This window comes from Streptomyces sp. CB00316, from assembly GCF_001905595.1.
Lineage (GTDB): Bacteria > Actinomycetota > Actinomycetes > Streptomycetales > Streptomycetaceae > Streptomyces.
Window position 1 is genome coordinate 383502 of record NZ_LIXI01000001.1, and the last position, 19496, is coordinate 402997.

Below are 19496 nucleotides of genomic sequence, written 5' to 3' on the forward strand. Positions count from 1 at the left end.
GTCCTGATCGGTGGTTCCGTGGCCGTGCCGGGACAAGGATAGGGCTCCGATCGCCTGGACCCGGTTGCTTCACCTGCGTGGCACGATGTGGAGGTTCGGTGAAGCGAACCGATAATCGCAGGTAGGTGCGAATCCTGCACCGCTTTTCGCGCCATGCGGCCCGGGTGTTGTGCACTCGTTATGCCTGCGCCCCACTCGTCCCCTCTGTCCGGAGTCTGCCCGGAGTCCGTCCCGCGCTGTCCAGAGGGTGGAACCGCCGCGCAGAGAGGTCTATACGCTTCAAAAAGGCGCCAAAATTGGGCATTCTTCGCATGTGGTGACCATGGACGTACGGCCTCAGCTCATCGACGCACTTTCCGCCCTGCGCGACCGTGTCGCCGCCGTGCGTCTTCCACTCCCGCTGCCGGGGGCCGAACGCGCCCGGCAGACGAGGGTCGAACTCCTCGCACAGCTCGACGACTACCTCCTGCCCCGGCTCAAGGACCCCGAGGCCCCGCTGCTCGCCGTGATCGGCGGATCCACCGGGGCCGGGAAGTCCACGCTGGTCAACTCGCTCGTGGGGTGCCGGGTCAGCGAGGCCGGGGTGCTGCGGCCCACCACGCGCACGCCGGTGCTGGTCTGTCACCCCGAGGACCACCACTGGTTCGCCGGCGTACGGGTGCTGCCGCAGCTCACCCGGATCTGGCTGCCGCCGGGTCAGGCCCCGGACCCCGACGGGCTCGACGACCTCGGGGCGGGCGCCGACGACGAGGGGAACGTGCTGCGGGTGGAGACCGCTCTCAGCCTGCCCCGCGGGCTGGCCATCCTCGACGCCCCCGACATCGACTCCCTCGTCGTACGCAACCGGGTCCTGGCCGCCGAGCTCATCTGCGCCGCCGACGTCTGGGTGATGGTCACCACGGCGTCCCGGTACGCCGACGCGGTCCCCTGGCATCTGCTGCGTACCGCGAAGGAGTACGACGCCGCCCTCGTCACCGTCCTCGACCGGGTGCCCCACCAGGTGATCGCCGAGGTCTCCCGGCAGTACGCGGCGCTCCTGACCCGCGCCGGACTCGGGGACGTACCCCGCTTCACCATCCCCGAACTCCCCGAGTCCGCGGGTGGCGGCAGCGGGCTGCTCCCCACCACCGCGGTCGCCCCGCTGCGTGCCTGGCTCACCCACCGGGCCCAGGACCCCGCCGCCCGGCAGCAGGCGGTGGGGCGTACGGCCTCCGGGCTCATCGAATCGCTGAACGTACGGATGCCCGAGCTCGCGTCGGCCGTCGCCGCGCAGTACGCGGCGTCCGTACGGCTCACCGGCGTGGTCCAGGACGCGTACGGCAAGGAGGCCGACCGCATCCGGCGCAGGCTCCAGAGCGGGGCGGTCCTCTCCGGGGACGCGCGGACCCGGTGGCGCGGCTACCCCCTCTACAGTGCCCCCGGCGAACTCCTCGAAGCCCTGGTGGACAGCCTGATCGCCCTCCTCCAGTGCGCCGTCTCCGCCGCCGACGACCAGATCCGTACGCAGTGGAGCCGCGAGCCCGCCGCCGGGGTCTTCCGGTTCGAGGGCACGGGGCGGGAAGCCGGGGGGTGGGGGCCCGCCGAGGACGTCGTGGGCCGGATCGCCGTGGCCGTACGGCGGTGGCGCCGGGTCCTGGAGGAGCTCGCCGAGGAGGAGGTGCGCCAGCTCGAACGCAGCGTGGCGCCCGATCCCGAGACCGTCGCCGCCCTGCTCGCGGCCGCCCTGCTCGGCGGGCGGCGGGCCCGTGCGGCGGGGGAGCAGCTCGCCGAAGGCATCGGGGCGCAGGGCGCGCTGCGCCTGCGCGACAAGGGCGGGGAACTGCTGACGGCCTATCTGGACCAGGTGCTCGGCGGCGAACGCGACCGCAGGCTCGCCCCGCTCGACGCGCTCGACGTCGCCCCCGAGCCGCAGGCCGCACTGATCGCCGCGCTTTCCGTACTGCAGAAGGAGAGGTGGCAGCGATGACTGCCGTCACGGACGAGGACCCGGGCAACGGCACGGCGGCCACCGGCGAGCGGAAGGAGGAAGCCCCAGCGGCTCCGGGCAAGGAGGACGGGCGTTGGGACGACGGGCTCATCGCGCGGCGTGCCGCGGCGGTCGATGCCCGAAGCGGTGATTCCCGCCCCGGTGACTCTGGAACAGGTGACTCCGGAACCGGCGATCTCCGAACGGGCGATGGCTCCGCCGATTCCGCGGGGCCCGCCGGCTCCGCTCCCGAGGGCGACGACGTACGGCCGCAGGTCGAGGCGTACGGGCCCTCCGGCGGCCCCCTCCCCACCCGCCTCGACGCCCTGCGCGAACTCATCGGACTCTCCCGGGCCCGGCTCGACCGGGACACCCTCGCCGAGGCGGGGCGCGTACTGGACGAGGCGGCCGCGCGGCAGCGGCTCTCCTCGCGGCACACGGTCGTCGCCATCGCGGGCGCCACCGGGAGCGGCAAGTCGACCCTGTTCAACGCCCTCTCCGGCGCCCAGATCTCCGACACCGGGCTGCGCCGCCCCACCACCTCCCAGCCCATCGCGTGCAGTTGGACCGACGGGGCCGCCGGGCTGCTCGACCGCCTCGCCATCCCCGGCCGGCTGCGCCGCAGGCCCCACCCCGGACCCGCAGCCTCCGACGAGGCGCTCCAGGGGCTCGTCCTGGTCGACCTGCCCGACCACGACTCCGCCGCGACGGCCCACCGGGACCAGGTGGACCGGGTGCTGGCGCTGGTCGACGCGGTGATCTGGGTGGTCGACCCGGAGAAGTACGCCGACGCAGCCCTGCACGAGCGCTACCTGCGCCCGCTCGCCGGGCACGCCGAGGTCACCTTCGTCGTCCTCAACCAGATCGACCGCCTGCCCGGCGAGGCCGCCGACCTCGTCCTCGACGACCTCCGCCGACTCCTGGACGAGGACGGCATGGCGCTCGGCGAGCACGGCGAACCCGGCGCCACCGTCATGTCCCTGTCCGCGCTGACCGGCGACGGGGTGCCCGAACTGCGGGAGATGGTCGGCCGGTTCGTCCAGGACCGCACGGCCGCCACCCGACGGCTCTCCGCCGACGTGGACGCTGCGGCGGCGCGGCTGCGCCCCGTGTACGTGGCGGAGGGGCGGCCCGGACTCGGCGAGCGGGCCCGGGAGGAGTTCACGGACCGGCTGGCCGAGGCGGTCGGGGCGACCTCCGCCGGGCAGGCCGCCGAGCGGGAGTGGCGCAGGAACGCGGGGCGGGCGTGCGGGACGCCGTGGCTGCGGCTGTGGCGCTGGTACGAGTCCCGGGGGCTGCCGGGCAGCCTGGACCGGATGGGCCGGGCGCTCGCCCCGCCCGAGGAGGAGTCGACCGCCCGGCAGCGGGTGGAGCAGGCGGTCCGGATCGTCGCGGACGACGCCTCCGCCGGGCTCCCAGCCCCCTGGGCGCAGGCCGTGCGCGAGGCGGCCTTCAACGGGGCGAAGGGGCTGCCGGAGGCGCTGGACGAGCTGGCGGCGAAGGCGGTCGCGGGGGGCGGTTCCTCCAAGGGGCCGGGTGGCTCCGGGCGGTTCGGTACGGCGTCGGGCCGGGGTCCGGCCACGAGCCTGGCGCTCGGCGGGCGGCCGGCCAAACCGCCCCGGCCGAAGTGGTGGCCCGCCGCGGTACTGGCCCAGGTGTCCATGACGCTGCTTCAGGTCTTCGGCGGTCTGTGGCTGCTCGGCCAGATCGTCGGGGTCCTGGAGCCGGGGCTCGTCGTCCCCGCGCTGATCATGCTGGCCGGAGTCGTCGGCGGGCCGCTGGTGGAGTGGGCCTGCGCGGCGGCGATCCGGGGCCCCGCCCGGCGCTACGGGCAGGACGCCGAACGCCGGCTGCGCGAGGCGGCGGCCGGCTGCGGCCGGGCCAGGGTCCTGGACCCGGTCTCGGCGGAGCTGGTGCGGTACCGGGAGGTGCGCGAGCGGTACGCGGCGGTGACGGAGTTTTCCACAACCGGCCAGTAGTCCACAGGCTCCGGTGCCATTCGCTTCCGGCGTCCACCATGAAGTCGTCACACCGGTGGACGGAACGACGGAACGAGCGGTACGACGGAAACGGGGCGGGAAATGAACGACACGATGGTGACGCTGGTGGGAAACGCCGCCACGGCGGTGGACTTCCGTGAGACGGCCACAGGGGGAATGGCGCGATTTCGCTTCGCCGTGACCCCGAGGCGTCGGGACCGCGAGACGCAGCTGTGGACCGACGGCCCCACCAGCTTCTACACGGTGTGGGCCTGGCGGACACTCGCCGCGAACCTGGCCGGTTCGGTGGCGATCGGGGAACCTCTGCTGGTGCACGGCCGGTTGAAGGTACGTGAGGAGGAACGGGACGGCGGGCGGCGGACGTTCGTGGACGTCGAGGCGATCGCGATCGGCCACGATCTGAGTCGCGGGACCGCCGCCTTCCGCCGCGTCGTCAGGACCGAACCGGTGCTGACGGCGCCTGTACGGAACGGACCTGACGGTGAGTCGGGCGGCACTCCTGGTGGCAGCGCGGACCATGGCCCGGGAGGCGGTGCGGATGTGTCCCCGACCGTACGGGAAAAGGCGGCGGTGTCCTGAAAGGGCTGGTCGCAGAGGCGGCCCGGCGATAACGATTCTGATTCGGAATGGTTGGCCGGGGGCGGTACGGGGGATTGCGGTTCGCCCGGTCCTTAGGATTCCCAGAGCTCATGGGTCACTTGAGTCTGCTGGCGGGGCATTCCCCACACGCGCACCACGCGCGAGGGTCCCGCCCGGAGGGGAATTCTGTGTTTTCTGCGCCTTCAGTGTCCGTCTCGCCGTCCGACGCGAAGGCGGTGCACGCCGTCCGCGGCGGAGCAGCGCGCAGCGGGGAGGCCGGCAGAGCGGCGGGCATCAGGGCGGCCGGCGGCGCGGCGCGCGCGGGGGAGACGGGCGGTGCCTGGCGGAGGGGACGCGGCCGGGCCTTCCTCCGGCCGGTGACCGCGCTGCTGCTCTCCGGACTCGTCACGGCGGCCACCCTCGCCGGGACGGGCACGGCGGCCGCCGACGACCCGGGCCGGCACCAGGGCGGCGCGGCGGCGGTCCTCGACGGGCTGAAGACCTTCGACAGCGCCGTGCTCCGCACGCCGGGTGAGAACGGCGCCCCCGACCGTACGCAGGAACTGCCCGCCGGGCTCTTCGAGATGACCGTGGACGGCGGCGGAAAGCTCAAGACCTACTGCGTCGACCTCCACAACCCCACCCAGACCCAGGCGAAGTACCTGGAGACCCAGTGGGCCGAGACCTCCCTCGGCGCCAACAGGAACGCCGGGAAGATCCGGTGGATCCTCCAGCACTCCTACCCCCAGGTCGACGACCTCGCCGCGCTGGCCGAGGCGGCGGGCACCGGGCCGCTCACCGAGCGGACCGCCGCGGCGGGCACCCAGGTCGCCATCTGGCGCTACTCGGACGACGCCGATGTCACCGCGTCGGACAAGCAGGCCGAGAAGCTCGCCGACTGGCTGCACAAGCGCGCACGCAACGTCACCGAACCCCGGGCATCCCTGACGCTGGAGCCCGCGGCGGTCTCCGGCCGGGCGGGGGAGCGGCTGGGCCCGGTGACCGTCCGCACGGACGCGGAGCAGGTCTCCGTGTCACCCCCGGTCGACGCGGCGGCGAGCGGCATCACGGTGACCGACGAGAAGGGCGTGCCCGTCACCTCCGCCACCGACGGTGCCCGCCTGTACTTCGCCGTGCCGAAGGGCAGTGCCGACGGCTCCGCCTCGCTGTCCGTTCAGGCCACCACCTCTGTGCCGGTCGGCCGCGCCTTCGCCGGGGCCACTCGCACCCAGACCCAGATCCTGGCCGGATCCAGCGAGTCCACGGTCTCCGCACGGGCCACCGCCACCTGGGCCGAGACGGGCGCCGCCCCGGCCCTCACCGCCCGGAAGAACTGCGTGGCCGGCGGCGTGGACATCACCGCGGTGAACCAGGGCGACGAGCCCTTCACCTTCGAGCTGGGGGGCGCCGAGCACACCGTGGCCGCCGGAGCCACCGAGACGGTGACGGTCCCGGTCGCCGAGGACCAGGCGTACGACTTCACCATCACCGGCCCCGGCGGATTCCGGCAGAACTTCACCGGCGTGCTGGACTGCGCCACCAGCGGCAGCGTCATCGAGGCCGAGAAGGACCAGCAGGGCGACGACGACTCCGGGGTGGGCACGCAGAGCGCCCACCAGTCCGTGCCCGCCTCGACCGGCACCACCACCTCCGGCCTGGAGGGCGACCTCGCCGCGACCGGCGGCTCCAGCACCACCCCGATGATCGCCGCCCTGGCCGTCGGCTTCCTCGTGATCGGCGGCGGCGCCCTGTTCGTCCTGCGCCGGCAGGAAACACAGCAGCACGCTGAGTAGTTGCGCGCGCATCCGTGAGCGGTGACGGGTGGCCGATCCCCGGACGGGTTTCCTTCCGGGGATGGACGTCAGGCAAGATGGGGTGTATCTGCCCACACCTCTATTGCTGCCGGACGGTTTCTCTTGGCTGAGTTCATCTACACCATGCGCAAGACGCGCAAGGCGCACGGCGACAAGGTGATCCTTGATGACGTCACCTTGAACTTCCTGCCCGGCGCGAAGATCGGTGTCGTGGGGCCCAACGGCGCCGGTAAGTCCACGGTGCTGAAGATCATGGCGGGCCTGGAGCAGCCGTCCAACGGTGACGCGTTCCTGTCGCCGGGGTACAGCGTCGGCATCCTCATGCAGGAGCCGAAGCTGGACGAGGAGAAGACGGTCCTGGAGAACGTCCAGGACGGCGCCGCCGAGATCATGGGCAAGCTCAAGCGCTTCAACGAGGTCGCCGAGCTCATGGCGACCGACTACTCCGACGCGCTGATGGAGGAGATGGGCAAGCTCCAGGAGGACCTGGACCACGCCAACGCGTGGGACCTGGACGCCCAGCTGGAGCAGGCCATGGACGCCCTCGGCTGCCCGCCCGGCGACTGGCCGGTCACCAACCTCTCCGGTGGCGAGAAGCGCCGTGTGGCGCTCTGCAAGCTCCTCATCGAGGCCCCGGACCTGCTCCTCCTCGACGAGCCCACCAACCACCTCGACGCCGAGTCGGTGAACTGGCTGGAGCAGCACCTCTCGAAGTACCCGGGTGCGGTCGTCGCCGTCACCCACGACCGGTACTTCCTGAACAACGTCGCCGAGTGGATCCTCGAGCTCGACCGCGGCCGCGCGATCCCCTACGAGGGCAACTACTCCACGTATCTGGAGCGCAAGGCCACCCGCCTCAAGGTCGAGGGCCGCAAGGACGAGAAGCGCCAGAAGCGGCTCAAGGAAGAGCTGGAGTGGGTGCGGTCGAACGCCAAGGGGCGCCAGACCAAGTCCAAGGCCCGTCTCGCCCGGTACGAGGAGATGGCGGCCGAGGCCGACAAGATGCGGAAGCTGGACTTCGAGGAGATCCAGATCCCGCCGGGCCCGCGCCTCGGGTCCATCGTCGTCGAGGTCGAGAACCTCTCGAAGGCCTTCGGCGACAAGGTCCTCATCGACGACCTGTCCTTCACGCTGCCCCGTAACGGCATCGTCGGCATCATCGGTCCGAACGGCGCGGGCAAGACCACGCTGTTCAAGATGATCCAGGGCCTGGAGACGCCGGACAGCGGCTCCATCAAGGTCGGCGACACGGTCAAGATCTCCTACGTCGACCAGTCCCGGGCCAACATCGACCCGAAGAAGACCCTCTGGGCCGTCGTCTCGGACGAGCTGGACTACATCAACGTCGGCCAGGTCGAGATGCCGTCCCGCGCCTACGTCTCCGCGTTCGGCTTCAAGGGCCCCGACCAGCAGAAGCCGGCCGGCGTCCTCTCCGGCGGTGAGCGCAACCGCCTCAACCTGGCGCTGACGCTCAAGGAGGGCGGCAACCTGCTGCTCCTCGACGAGCCCACCAACGACCTCGACGTCGAGACGCTCTCCTCGCTGGAGAACGCCCTCCTGGAGTTCCCGGGCGCCGCAGTGGTCATCTCCCACGACCGCTGGTTCCTGGACCGCGTCGCCACGCACATCCTCGCCTACGAGGGTGACTCCAAGTGGTACTGGTTCGAGGGCAACTTCGAGTCGTACGAGAAGAACAAGGTCGAGCGTCTCGGCGCGGACGCGGCCCGCCCGCACCGTGCCACGTACAAGAAGCTCACGCGAGGCTGATCGTCTTGGCTCGGCACATCTACAGCTGCCCTCTGCGCTGGTCGGACATGGACGCCTTCGGCCACGTCAACAACGTGGTCTTCCTCCGCTACCTGGAGGAGGCGCGCATCGACTTCATGTTCCGGCTGGCGCCGGGGGACGGCTCGCCGTCGTTCTCGGGCGGGTCCGTCGTGGCCCGGCACGAGATCGACTACGTACGGCCGCTGGTGCACCGGCACGAGCCGGTCACCGTCGAGTCGTGGGTCACGAAGATTGGCGCCGCGTCGCTGACGATCGCCTATGAGATCAAGGACCCCGACCAGGTGTACGTACGGGCCTCGACGGTCGTCGTCCCGTACAACCTGGAGGCCGAGCGGCCCCGGCGGATCTCCGCCGAGGAGAAGCTCTTCCTCCAGAAGTACCTGGCAGAGGAGCCCGCCGCGGCATGACGGTGCCTGTGCAGTCGCTGCTGTTCGCCGACCCGAGGGAGGCGGCGGATCTCGCCGCCTTCCTCGGCCGGCTGCTCCACTACGACCGGGCCGCCGCGGTCCGGTTGCAGGCGGGCGGCGGCGACGCACTGGCCGTGTTCGGCCGCCCGCCCTCCTTCGAAGTCCTCGCGATCCGTGCGGCCCGCCTGGCCCGCCCCGAGACGCTCGACGTCACGGTGTCGGCCGGCGAGCTGTTGGAGTCCCTCGACGTCTCCGGGGAAGGCCCCGGCGACCTGCCCGCTCCCGTGACAGGGCCCCCCTGGACCGGTGTGCTGCCGCCCCGGGGGCCCTGGCGGGAACAGGCCGGTCTGCCGCGGCCCGACGCCCTGCGCGCCGCTCTCGACGCGGCCGTCGCCGAATTCCGCACGCGGGACGAGGCGCTGCCCGAAGAGCTGCGCACCCGCGCCGAACGCGACCGGATCGGCCGGGAGATCTGGTCCCGGCCCGTCGGCGCCACCCAACTGCCGCTGCGCGCGGTCCACGCCGCCCACTCCCTCGGCTTCCTCCGCGCCGACCCCGGCTTCCCCGTCTCGCTCTTCGCCGCGGGCGGCTGGTTGCGGCTGCGGACCCCGTTCGGCTCGGTCGCCCTGCGCCACGGCCCGGTCGGCGGGCTGGGCTCGCTGGCCCTGACCGTCGGGCGCCACTGAGCCCGGCGGGCGGACCGCCCGCCCGAGCTGTCAGTCGACGGTGTTGACCATCGAGGCCGCCGCGTACGTCAGGTAGTCCCACAGTTGCTTCTCGTGCTCCGGCGCGAGCCCCAGCTCGTCCAGCGCCACCCGCATATGGGCCAGCCACGCGTCATGGGCCGCCCGGTCCACCCGGAACGGGGCATGCCGCATCCGCAGCCTCGGGTGGCCTCGGTGGTCGCTGTAGGTGCGCGGGCCGCCCCAGTACTGCATCAGGAACAGGGCGAAGCGCTCCTCGGCCGGGCCCAGATCCTCCTCCGGGTACATCGGCCGCAGCAGCTCGTCGCCCGCGACCCCCTCGTAGAAGCGGTGGACCAGGCGCCGGAAGGTCTCCTCGCCGCCGACCTGCTCGTAAAAGGTCTGCTCCTGAAGCGTGTCGCGCGGAATCTCTGTCACCCGTCCATGGTCGCAGACGCACCGGCCGGGATCAGGGGTCCTAGGACCAATGGCCGGGACCGCCTCCCGCCCGGCCGCCCGCGGCCGCCAGCAGTCGCCTCCGCCGCCCCGCCGCAGGACAGTGGAGGCATGGGCGCACACCGGGAAATCCCATCCGAGGCCAGGACCGAGACCGATCCCGAGGTCGACGAGGCGCACCAGGCCCTGGTGCGGGACATCGTCGCGCAGGGCGGGCTCACCGACCCCGCCTGGCGTGCGGCCTTCGAGGAGGTGGAGCGCCACCTGTTCGTGCCGTACTACTACGTGCACGGCGGTCGGGGCTACGAGCGGCTCTGGGGCGAGGACCCCGACCCCGTACGGCGCCGGCGCTGGGTCCGCGGTGTGTACGGGGACGAGGCGCTGGCCACCCGGATGCGGGACGGCGAGCTCATCTCGTCCTCCAGCCAGCCCTCGCTGATGGCCCTGATGCTGGAGGCGCTGGACGTACGGGACGGCCACACCGTCCTGGAGATCGGCACCGGCCCCGGCTACAATGCGGCGCTGCTCTCCCACCGGCTCGGCGACGCGGCGGTGACCAGCGTCGATCTGGACCCGGAGATCACGGACGCGGCCCGCAGCCATCTCGCCGCCGCCGGGTACCGCCCGACGGTCATCACCGGCGACGGGGCCCGGGGCTGCCCGCAGCGAGCCCCGTACGACCGGATCATCGCCACCTGCACGCTGCCCGCCGTACCGTCCGCCTGGCCGGAACAGTGCTCTCCGGGGGCGCGGATCCTGGCACCCGTCGCGACCGGGCTCGTCTCGCTGGACGTCCGCGCGACGGCGCACGGCCCACGCGCCGAGGGGCACTTCCTGCACACCCCGGCGTACTTCGTGCGCCTGCGCGGGGCCTCACCGCTGTCCGAACCGGTCGCGCGCCCCGGCGGAGTGCCGCGGCGCGCGATCGGGGACGAGCTCTTCCGGTTCCTGCTGACCCTGACGGCGGGCAGCCTCGACCCGCGCGACGCCCTCTCCCTCTGGGAGCGCGAGGAGCGCCCGCAGCGGGAGAGGTACGGCGTCACGGTGGAGCAGGGCCGGCAGTGGGCCTGGCTGGACGACCCGGAGGGGCCGTACACCTGGCCCCTGGCGGGGTGAGAACGGTGTAGCCGGTCTCTAGTCCCGGCGGATCGTGATCGTCGTCCAGGCCCCGACGTGCACCTGGTCGCCGTCCTGGAGGGGGACGGGGACGTACGGCTGGATCGGCTCGTCGGCGCCGTTGAGGGTGGTGCCGTTCGTGGACTTCTGGTCGACCACGGACCAGCCGCCGTCGGGCTGCTGCACGAGGACCGCGTGCTGATGGGAGACGCCCGGGTCCTCCGGCGGCACGGACAGGTCGATGTCCGGGGACTCGCCGGTGCTGTGCCGGCGGCGGCCGATGGTGACCTGGCTCCCGGTGAGCGGCAGGCGCTGCTCGGGGGAGTACGCGGGCAGGTTCAGCCCGGTCGCCTCGGGGCCGCTGCGCTGCATCATCGCCAGGAAGTACTCACGGTCCGGCGCGATGACGGCGGTCCAGGTGGTGGCCTGCGGCGGCTGCCCCTGCCCGGGGATCTGGCCGTAGCCCTGGTCCTGGCCGTATCCCTGATTCCCCTGCTGCTGGTCGGGGTGCCCGCCCTGCTGCTGGCCCTGGCTCTGGTAGGGCGCCTGCTGCTGGAACGACTGGGGCGGCTGCTGTGCCAGCTGCGGTGCCGGTGCCTGTGCCTGTGCCTGGGAAGGCGGCGGCAGGACCCAGTCGTCGCCACCGCCCCCGTGCGGGGACTGCTGCTGGGGCGGCGCCGACTGGTGCTGCTGCGGCGCGAAGGGCGAGGACTGCTGCGGCTCGAACGGTGAGGGCGCCGACTGCTGCTGGCGCGAGGGCGGCGGGCCCTGCTGCTGGAAGACCGGCGGAGGCGGCGGGCCCTGCTGGAACGCGTTCGGCGGAGGACCACCCTGGCCACCGGGGCCGCTCCGGCCGCCGCGCTCGTCCTGGCCGCCGTGACCGCCTTGGCCGCCGTGACCGGTCTGCTCCGGAGCGAGCGGCTCGGCGGGACGGTTCACCTGCGAAGGTCGCGAGGCCTGGAATTCGAACGGGTCATGCTGCTGGGACCGCGGCGTACCGCCGGGACCGGCAGGGCCACCCTGGCTGCCTTGGCCTCCGGGACCGCCCTGCCCGCCGGGACCCTGCTGGGCCAGGAAGCCGGGCGGCAGGTTGAGACCGGGCGGCGGGCCGCCGGCCGCACCGGGCTGCGGGGCCAGCGGCGTGTACGAGGTCGCCGTGTTGGTGAGGAAGTTCCAGCGGCACTCCTCGCAGTACGGCGCGTTCGCCTCGCGGGGCGTGCGGCACTGCGGGCAGAGCTCGGCCTGCATCGTCGGCGGACCGCCGTTGTTGGCGGCGGGCGGCGGGTAGCCGTAACCGGGTGCGGGGGGCGGAGGGGGCGGTGGGGGTACGGCGCCGGCGGGGGCGCCCGTTCCGGTCATGCGGTGTCCGCAGACCTCGCACCAGTCCTCGGAACCCGACTGGTGTCCGTTCGGGCAGGTCGGCATGTCGGCGCTTCCCCCTCTCCTCGTCCGGCCCCGGGGGCCGTCATGCTGTCGATCGGTCGTGACCGTTCGGCCACCGGTGCTGCTACTTCTTGACGCGAACGGTCTTGGTCGAGCGCGTTTCGAGAGTCATCTCGTCCGCTTCCGCGACCCTCGCTTTCAGTCGCACAGTACCTGTCGCCGCATCGACGACGTCGACCACCTTCGAAAGCAGTTTCGCAGTGTCCTGGTTCCCGGACGCCGATGCCAATTGCACCGCACGGCCCAGTTTCGCCGTCGCGCCGTCGAAGTCGCCCGATTTCCGGGCGTCCAGCCCCTGTTGGATGGCTTGTGCCAGTTCCGCCTGGCCCGTGTAGTGCGCGACCTGCGGATTGATCGAGGTCGACGCCACCATGTCGTCCGTCCACACCGCCCGTACGAGCCCCTGCGAGAGGACCTGTGGAGCCCCCGCGCCCGACGGGTCGGGCAGGATCAGCGAGACCCGGGCCGCCAGCATCTCCTGGCCGATCCCGGCCTCGGGGACCAGGACGCAGACGTGGTAGTCGCGGGACTCGTCACCCCAGGAACCGGTCGGGTAGTCCCCGGCGCGCGGGCCCGCCTCGGTGCGCCGGCCGGTCAGGTCCTCGACCGTCGGCGCCACCTGCTTCACGAACCGGATCTCCACCCCGACGGGCGTCCAGAGCCGCAGCGCCACGTCCGCGACCTCCTTGCCCATCGCGTTCTCCATCATCTGCGTGAAGTCGGCGGCGAGCCCCGCGGGGTCGGCGACGATGTCGGCGGTGCCGAGCAGCGCGGAGGCGATGGAGGTGACCTCCTTCACCTCCCAGTCGGTGCCGACGCCCCGCGCGTCACAGGTGAACCGGCCCGCGCAGGAGTCCAGCGCGGCATGCAGGTCCTCGGGCGCCTCATGCTCGTTGCGGCCGTCGGTCAGCAGGATGCCGTGCCGGATGTCGACGTCGGCGGCTCCCAGCAGCCGGTCGGCCAGCCGCAGCCAGGTGCCGATCGCGGTCCCGCCGCCCGCGCTCAGCCTCCGCAGCGCCTCCTTGGCCTGGGCCTTCGTCTGCGCGTCGGCGACCGCGAGCCGCCCGTTGCCGGGGTAGACGTCCTTGGCCACATGCGTACCGGCGACCACCGCGAACCGCGTGCCCTCGCGCAGCGTGTCGATGGCGGCGGCCGTCGCGTCGCGCGCGTTGCGCATCTTCGTGGGCGGATAGTCCATCGAACCGGAACAGTCGACCATCAGCACCACGGCGGCGCTCGGCGCCTGCCCGGGGCCGTACCCGGGCACGGCCCCGGGCGAGGCCGCCGCACCGGGCAGCGGAACACCGCCGGTCGTGCCACCGCCGGTGGAGGTGACGGTGACGATCGCATTGACCTCGCGGCCGCCCTCGGGCAGGAACGCGTTCTGGTACACCTCGACGGAGAACTGCGGCACGTTCGACTTCGAGAAGTTGGCCATCCGGTCTGCTCCTTGAGACTCAAACGGTGGTGCAGGCCGATCCTGCCCCTTGCGGCTCCACGGCGAACGGCAGCAGCGCCACTGTTACGTTGTCGTGGCCCCCGCCGTCGAGCGCGTGTCCCACGAGCACCTGGGCACCGTGCAGCGGGAGCCGGTGGGCCTCCGGAGGCACGGCCGCGGCCATCTCCTCGGCGGATTCCGCGTAGTTCCACAGGCCGTCCGTGCAGACCACGACGAGGCCGGGGCGGTCCGGCTTGAACGAGGCGGTGTGCGGCTCCAGTTCGTAGGAGTCGGCGCCGAGCCAGCCGGTGATGGCGTGGGCGCGCTCGTCCGCGTACGCCTCGGCCTCGTTCATCAGGCCCGCCGCCACCATCTGGGCGGCCCAGGAGTCGTCCTCGGTGAGCCGGGCGGGCGGGCCCGTCCGGTCGTCCGGCACCCAGTAGACGCGGCTGTCACCGACCCAGCCGACGACGAGCAGGCCGCCCGCCATGATCGCGCCGACCAGGGTGCAGGCCGGGGCGTTCTGATGACGGTGGGCCTCGTGCTCGGCCGACCCGGGCGGGTCCTGGGCCAGTGCGTTGACCGCCTCGGACGCGGCGATGATCGCCTCGTGCATCGCCTGCTGCGGGTGGGTGCCGCGCGGCAGGGACTCCAGGAGGGCCTCGTTGGCGGCGACAGCGGCGGCGGCCGACGCCTCGTCGGGCCGGCTCGCCGAGGAGACACCGTCGCAGACGATCGCGACGACGGCGGGCGAACCGTCCGGCAGCGCGGTCGAGGAGACCGCGAAGGAGTCCTCGTTACGGTGATGGCGCAGGCCCCGGTCGCTGACGGCGGCCACCGAGCCGAGCTCCTGCTCCATGTGGTCGCGCTCGCGCGGCTGGGCGTGCCCGCAGTTCTCGCAGTACCCGTCGGGGTCGACCCGGCCGGAACGGCAGGCCACACAGACCTTCGTCCCGACGGAGGGCGTCGGGGTGGGCTCCGCCGTACGGGGATCGGGGGCGGCGAGAGCGAAGTCGCCCGTGCTGTCAGGGGGTTCGACGGATCCTCCGGGCGCGGCGGCGGCCGGGCCCGCCTCCACCGCCCGGTCGTCGTGGCGCACGGGGGGTGTCGTCGGCTGCTCGTCGTGGTGCGCCGGAGGCGATGCCGGGAGCGGCTTGCCTCCGGAGTCCGTGCCCGGCAGGTCCGTCGCCCGGTGCACGGGTACGGGCACGTCGGAGCTGTCCGCCTCGGAGGCGGCGGGCCACTGCACGGCAGGCGCGGGCGGCGCGGGTGCGTCGGGCACGGGCGGGGCCACCGGCGGGACGGCAGGGGCGGGCGGGGCCGCAGGTGGCACGGTGATGGCCATCGTCGGCCGGTCGTCGGGGCGGGCCGGCACGGCCGAGAGGTCGTAACCGCACGCACCGCAGTACAGGTCGCCGGACGCCGGCGGTTCCTCGCAGCCCGGGCACCTCGCCAGGGCGGGCTGCTGGTGGCTCTCTGACATCTTCACACCCACGTCCGGGGGCGGAAACGGTTGGCCCGCTCCACCAGTTCGATCCTTTCGTCGCCCCGCTGCGCGAGCCGGGCGAGCATGCGGTACGAGCGTTCCAGGCCCAACCGCAGGCCCGTCTCGTCCAGTTCGGCGTCGAGCAGCCTCCGGGTGCCCGGAGATGCGGTCGCCGATCCGCCCGGCGGGGCACCGGGACTACCGGAGAGTACCCAGTCCAGGGCCTTGCCCAGTACCTCGGTCGTCAACTGCTCGCGCCGCACCGGGTCCAGGCCGAACCCGGTCAGCGCCGCCACCTGGACGGCGGCGGCCGTCAGGTCGGTCAGCAGGGGCTCGGCGGGGTCCCGCTCACGCAGCCGGGCGCGGACGGCGGCGACCCGGGCCGCGGTGTAGTGGATCGACGCCTCCGGCACCGACTCCAGGGTGCGCGCCGCCCCCGCCCGCTCCCCGGCGGCGATCTGCACCCGGGCCAGACCGAACGCGGCGCTCACGAAGCTCGGATCGGTCGCCCACACCAGGCGGTAGTACTCGGCGGCGTTGTCCAGCTGGCCCAGCACCTCCGCGCAGATCCCCAGCGCCAGCTTGGGCGCGGGCTCCCCGGGGAACGCGTCGTACACCGCGTCGAAGGAGAGCGCCGCGACCTCGTGGTCACCGGTCACCAGGGAGGTGATGCCCCGGTACCAGACGACCCGCCAGTCGTCCGGGTGCCGGGCCTCCAGGGCGGTCAGCGCGGCGGCCGCGGAGTCCGGTTCGCGCATCTCCAGCTGGGCCCGCAGCTCCCGCAGCCGGGTCTCCAGCGAGGCCGCGGGCACCGTCTTCAGGGCCGCGATCAGCTCGGCGGGGGCGGAAGCCATCAGGCCGGCCAGGAATCCGGCGTTCGGGTCGTTCGCGTCGACCCGGGGGACCGGCAGTGCCAGGGAGGTGGCCCGCGCGTCGAACGGGGCGAGCCGGACACTCCCGACGGTCACCCCGAAGGGGCCGTACGGGCCGGTCGGACCGGGCTGCGCGGCGGCGGCGGGCGAGGCCTCCCGCGGCGCCGGAACGGGGGCGTGCCCGTACGTATGGGTGTGCGCCGGCGCGGGGACAGGCGCCGGGGGCGCGTACGCCGCCGCCGGGCCGCCACCCTGCGGGCCGGTGTGCGAACCGGTGCCGGCACCGCCCTGCTGGCCACCCCGGACATGGGTCGCCGCCGTCGTCAGCGGAGCCGCCCCCGCGGCGGGCCACGCGGCTCCGGCGCCCGGACCGGCGGGCTGCGCCCCCACCGGCAGCGCGCCCGCCACCGCCGATGTCACGGCCCCCGGAGCCACCGGCATCGCACCGCCCTGGCCCGGTACGTCCCCACCCCGCGCCGGAATGCCCGGCAGCGGACCCGTACCGCCCTTCCGGCGCCCGAAACGGCCCCCGCGCCCCGAGGCTGTCGCCCGGGCGCCCAGCCGTGACACTGCGTCCACCTGCTCGGCGAACAACTCCGTGTCCGTCACCCGCAGTTCCGTACCGAACAGCGTCGACAGCGCCGGCCTCGGCCGCCCCGTCTGGAGCGCCACGACCTCGCGCAGCACCCCCGTCAGCTGTTCGGCCATCTCGGAGGCGGAGGCGAACCGCCGGCCCGGGTCCGGGTCGGTCGCCCGGACCAGCAGCCGGTAGAAGGACTCGTAGGTGCGGAGGACGTCGATGTTCTCCGGGTCCGGCAGCGAGTCCACGAAGACGTTCGTGTATCCCTGGAAGTCGAACGTGAGGACCGCCAGCGTCCGCGCCACCGTGTACAGGTCGGAGGCGACCGACGGGCCGACCTCGGCGACCTCGGGGGCCTGGTAGCCGACGGTGCCGTAGATGGCGGACTCGTCGTCGTCCATCCGGCGCACCGCGCCCATGTCGATCAGCTTGAGCTGGTCCTCGGTCTGGATCGCGTTGTCGACCTTGAAGTCGCAGTAGAGCAGGTTCCGGCTGTGCAGATGGCCGAGCGCCTCCAGCGCCTCGATCCCGTACGCGCAGGCCTGTTCGACCGGGAGCGGGTCGCGCTTCCCGGCCGGGGTGCGGCGCTGGTTGGCGATCTCCTTGAGCGCCTTGCCGCCGACGTACTCCATGACGATGTACCCGTCGAGCGAACCGGTCCGCTGGTCCAGGTGCTCCACGAAGTTGTAGATCCGCACGATGTTGGCGTGCTCGATCTCGGCCAGGAAGCGGCGCTCGGAGATGGCCGCGGCCATCGCGTCCTGGTCGCCGGTGTCCAGCAGGCCCTTGAGGACCACCCAGCGGTCCGATACGGCCCGGTCCACCGCGAGGTAGACCCAGCCGAGCCCGCCGTGCGCCAGGCAGCCCACGACCTCGTACTGACCGTGCACGATGTCGCCGCCGGTCAGCTTCGGCACGAAGGAGTAGGGGTGGCCGCACTTGGTGCAGAACCCCTCGGTGCGGCCCGGTCGCTCTCCGCGCGCACGGCCCACCGGGGCCCCGCAGTCCGAGCGGGAGCAGAACCGCTTGCGCTCGGGCACCTCCGGGTTCTCCATCACCGCCGCGCGCGGGTCGGGCCGGGGCACGTCCGGGACCTGCACCAGGCCGACGCCGAGCCGGCCCCGGGTGGAGGAGGCGGCCGACGAGCCCGAGGAGCGCACCGAGACCGAACGGGAGGCGGAGGAGCCGGAGAGCGAGCGGGAGAGCCGCCCCGACACCGAGCGCCGCGAGGTCGACGAACGCGACGAGGAGCGCGCGGAGGCCCGGGAGCCGGAGCGCTGCGAGGAGCTGTCGCGGTTGCTCGCCCGGCCGCCGCCGGCGATCCCGGTGGGCGGTGAGGAGACCATGCCCGTCGGCGAGACGACCGGGGCCAGACCGCAGGTGTCGCAGTACAGCTCACCGCCGCCCACGTCCTCGTAGGCGCCCTCGCACGCCGGGCGCTGGCACTGCGTGCTCATCGTGTCTCCCCCTGGTCGCCCCGCCGGTCCTCGGGCCCCTGGGACCCGCCCGGTCCTACGGACCGTTGCGGTGTCAGCAGCTCGGCCACCGCCTGCTGGTAGCGCAGCACGTTCTGCTCGGCGACCCGCAGATCGCACGGGGCGCTCCACAGCATCCGGCGTGCCGCGTCGTACCGCTCGATCAGCAGCGGGTCCTCCGCCAGACCGTGGCGGGCCACCTTCGCCTTGTACGCGTCGAGCCGGCCGCGCAGCTCGGCGCGGACCGCCAGCGGGGCCGTCACCGAGGTCAGCGACTCCCGGGCGCGCAGCAGCTCCTCCTCGGCCTCCTGCTCCAGCGACTCCAGGAGCGGGGAGAGCCGGTTCCACTGGGCGCGCCTGCGGTATTCGGCGGCGATGTCCAGCCGTTCCTGAAGGGCGGTCGCCGGTCCGCTGACGGCGGGCACCTCCGACGCGGCGATCTTGGCCAGCACCTCGCCGCGCGCCGCCCGCGCCTCGGTCAGTGTGCGGTCGGCCCGCGAGAGCAGGTCCCGCAGCCGCATCAGCCGCGCCTCGGCGTCCTGCCGCACCGCGAGCACCGCCTCGATCTCCCGCCGTACGTCCTCCAGGGCGCGGGCCGCCCGGTCGTAGCGCGAGGTGTCCGGGCGTCCGCCGCCCGGCGCGGCGCTGCCGGGCCCCGGCAGCCAGAACGCCAGCGGGTCGGAGATCACCTGCACGCGCAGCGTGGTGAGCTCCTCGGTGATCTCCTCCAGGTCGTCCCCGGCCGGATGCTCACCGGGCCGCACCCCGACCGAGTGGGCCAGCGAACGGGTGCGGTGCAGCTCGGCGGCGAGCAGGTCGATCCGGGCGGGCAGGGCCGACCAGACGGAGTCCGAGGCGACGACCATGTCCAGCGACCTGGCGTACAGCTCGTTCATCCGGGCGACCAGCTCCTGAAGCGAGAACCGCTCCGACAGCCGGGCAGGACCCGTCACCGAGGAGGGCGGCACCGCACCGGAGTTGGCCACGGTGACCGCGTCGCCACGCAGCAGCTCGGTCAGGGCGGCCAGATCCTCCCGGTTCGGATAGCGGCGGCGTGCCCGTATGTCCCTGGCCTCTTCCAGCGCACCCGCGTAGGCGTCGAAGTACCCCCAGAGCAGCGTGATCGACTGCTCGGTCGTGGCCCAGCGCTCCCGGGTGATGCCGGTCAGCTCGGCGCCCTCCAGGAGGCGGCGGCCCGCATGGTCCTGCAGCGCGAGGAGCGAGGTCTCGATGGCCTCGTGCTCCGCGCCGAGCCGGGCCAGCGCACGGTCCGCCTCTTCCCGGTCCATGGCCGGGCCGGGGGGCCTCCCCGCGAAGCTGGGGAAGGATCCCGCGACGCCCATCGATCACCTCTCCGCTCTCGCCGCCGGGCCGGTGGGCCCGGACGGGGTTA

At 73.3% G+C, this 19496-nt stretch carries 14 protein-coding genes; 8 read left to right on the forward strand and 6 right to left on the reverse strand.

Features of this window, described 5'->3' with window-relative positions; translation table 11 throughout:
* The first annotated feature begins 322 nt into the window (after positions 1-322).
* From AMK21_RS01665 to AMK21_RS01695, 7 genes are all read left to right on the forward strand, one after another.
* The gene (locus AMK21_RS01665) at positions 323-1966 is read left to right on the forward strand and encodes an ATP-binding protein (protein ID WP_073873412.1); all 1644 of its coding nucleotides are present in this window, start codon (positions 323-325) and stop codon (positions 1964-1966) included.
* On the forward strand, positions 1963-3945 hold the full coding sequence (locus AMK21_RS01670; RefSeq protein WP_073873414.1) for a YfjP family GTPase: 1983 nt from the start codon (positions 1963-1965) through the stop codon (positions 3943-3945). Before AMK21_RS01665 ends, AMK21_RS01670 begins: the two co-directional genes overlap by 4 nt.
* A gap of 102 nt (positions 3946-4047) precedes the next feature.
* Positions 4048-4545 (forward strand): single-stranded DNA-binding protein, encoded by a 498-nt coding sequence (locus tag AMK21_RS01675; RefSeq protein ID WP_073873416.1) that lies wholly within the window; start codon positions 4048-4050, stop codon positions 4543-4545.
* A gap of 293 nt (positions 4546-4838) precedes the next feature.
* Entirely contained in the window at positions 4839-6338 is a 1500-nt protein-coding gene (locus tag AMK21_RS01680; protein WP_073874215.1) for a Cys-Gln thioester bond-forming surface protein, read from the forward strand.
* A 123-nt stretch (positions 6339-6461) separates the two neighbouring features.
* A complete protein-coding gene (ettA, locus tag AMK21_RS01685) occupies positions 6462-8126 on the forward strand; it encodes an energy-dependent translational throttle protein EttA (protein ID WP_073873418.1) in 1665 nt (554 codons plus the stop codon).
* 5 nt (positions 8127-8131) lie between these two features.
* Entirely contained in the window at positions 8132-8554 is a 423-nt protein-coding gene (locus AMK21_RS01690) for an acyl-CoA thioesterase (RefSeq protein WP_015608571.1), read from the forward strand.
* The gene (locus AMK21_RS01695) at positions 8551-9240 is read left to right on the forward strand and encodes a hypothetical protein (RefSeq protein ID WP_073873420.1); all 690 of its coding nucleotides are present in this window, start codon (positions 8551-8553) and stop codon (positions 9238-9240) included. Before AMK21_RS01690 ends, AMK21_RS01695 begins: the two co-directional genes overlap by 4 nt.
* A 30-nt stretch (positions 9241-9270) precedes the next feature.
* Here the strand turns inward: AMK21_RS01695 and AMK21_RS01700 are convergent, their stop codons facing one another.
* A complete protein-coding gene (locus AMK21_RS01700) occupies positions 9271-9675 on the reverse strand; it encodes a globin (RefSeq protein WP_073873422.1) in 405 nt (134 codons plus the stop codon).
* Between the two features lie 129 nt (positions 9676-9804).
* Here AMK21_RS01700 and AMK21_RS01705 point away from each other — a divergent pair, with 129 nt between their 5' ends.
* Complete coding sequence (locus tag AMK21_RS01705; RefSeq protein WP_073873424.1) at positions 9805-10809, forward strand: methyltransferase domain-containing protein; 1005 nt, start codon at positions 9805-9807, stop codon at positions 10807-10809.
* Between the two features lie 18 nt (positions 10810-10827).
* Here AMK21_RS01705 and AMK21_RS01710 read toward each other — a convergent pair whose 3' ends face one another.
* The 5 genes from AMK21_RS01710 to AMK21_RS01730 all read right to left on the reverse strand — a co-directional run bounded on the left by AMK21_RS01710 (position 10828) and on the right by AMK21_RS01730 (position 19446).
* The gene (locus AMK21_RS01710) at positions 10828-12234 is read right to left on the reverse strand and encodes an FHA domain-containing protein (RefSeq protein WP_073873426.1); all 1407 of its coding nucleotides are present in this window, start codon (positions 12232-12234) and stop codon (positions 10828-10830) included.
* 82 nt (positions 12235-12316) lie between these two features.
* Complete coding sequence (locus AMK21_RS01715; RefSeq protein ID WP_073873427.1) at positions 12317-13690, reverse strand: vWA domain-containing protein; 1374 nt, start codon at positions 13688-13690, stop codon at positions 12317-12319.
* A 19-nt stretch (positions 13691-13709) separates the two neighbouring features.
* A complete protein-coding gene (locus AMK21_RS01720; RefSeq protein WP_073874217.1) occupies positions 13710-15173 on the reverse strand; it encodes a PP2C family protein-serine/threonine phosphatase in 1464 nt (487 codons plus the stop codon).
* Between the two features lie 2 nt (positions 15174-15175).
* A complete protein-coding gene (locus tag AMK21_RS01725; RefSeq protein ID WP_073873429.1) occupies positions 15176-18085 on the reverse strand; it encodes a serine/threonine-protein kinase in 2910 nt (969 codons plus the stop codon).
* A complete protein-coding gene (locus AMK21_RS01730; RefSeq protein WP_073873431.1) occupies positions 18082-19446 on the reverse strand; it encodes a hypothetical protein in 1365 nt (454 codons plus the stop codon). Before AMK21_RS01730 ends, AMK21_RS01725 begins: the two co-directional genes overlap by 4 nt.
* Positions 19447-19496 lie beyond the last annotated feature (50 nt).

Excerpts from the sequence above, each read along its gene's own strand:
- AMK21_RS01695 (WP_073873420.1), top strand. The coding sequence starts at position 8,551 with ATGACGGTGCCTGTGCAGTCGCTGCTGTTCGCCGACCCGAGGGAGGCG.
- AMK21_RS01720 (WP_073874217.1), bottom strand. The coding sequence starts at position 15,173 with ATGTCAGAGAGCCACCAGCAGCCCGCCCTGGCGAGGTGCCCGGGCTGC.
- AMK21_RS01705 (WP_073873424.1), top strand. The coding sequence starts at position 9,805 with ATGGGCGCACACCGGGAAATCCCATCCGAGGCCAGGACCGAGACCGAT.
- AMK21_RS01730 (WP_073873431.1), bottom strand. The coding sequence starts at position 19,446 with ATGGGCGTCGCGGGATCCTTCCCCAGCTTCGCGGGGAGGCCCCCCGGC.
- AMK21_RS01710 (WP_073873426.1), bottom strand. The coding sequence starts at position 12,234 with ATGCCGACCTGCCCGAACGGACACCAGTCGGGTTCCGAGGACTGGTGC.
- AMK21_RS01670 (WP_073873414.1), top strand. The coding sequence starts at position 1,963 with ATGACTGCCGTCACGGACGAGGACCCGGGCAACGGCACGGCGGCCACC.
- AMK21_RS01675 (WP_073873416.1), top strand. The coding sequence starts at position 4,048 with ATGAACGACACGATGGTGACGCTGGTGGGAAACGCCGCCACGGCGGTG.
- AMK21_RS01665 (WP_073873412.1), top strand. The coding sequence starts at position 323 with ATGGACGTACGGCCTCAGCTCATCGACGCACTTTCCGCCCTGCGCGAC.
- AMK21_RS01715 (WP_073873427.1), bottom strand. The coding sequence starts at position 13,690 with ATGGCCAACTTCTCGAAGTCGAACGTGCCGCAGTTCTCCGTCGAGGTG.
- AMK21_RS01725 (WP_073873429.1), bottom strand. The coding sequence starts at position 18,085 with ATGAGCACGCAGTGCCAGCGCCCGGCGTGCGAGGGCGCCTACGAGGAC.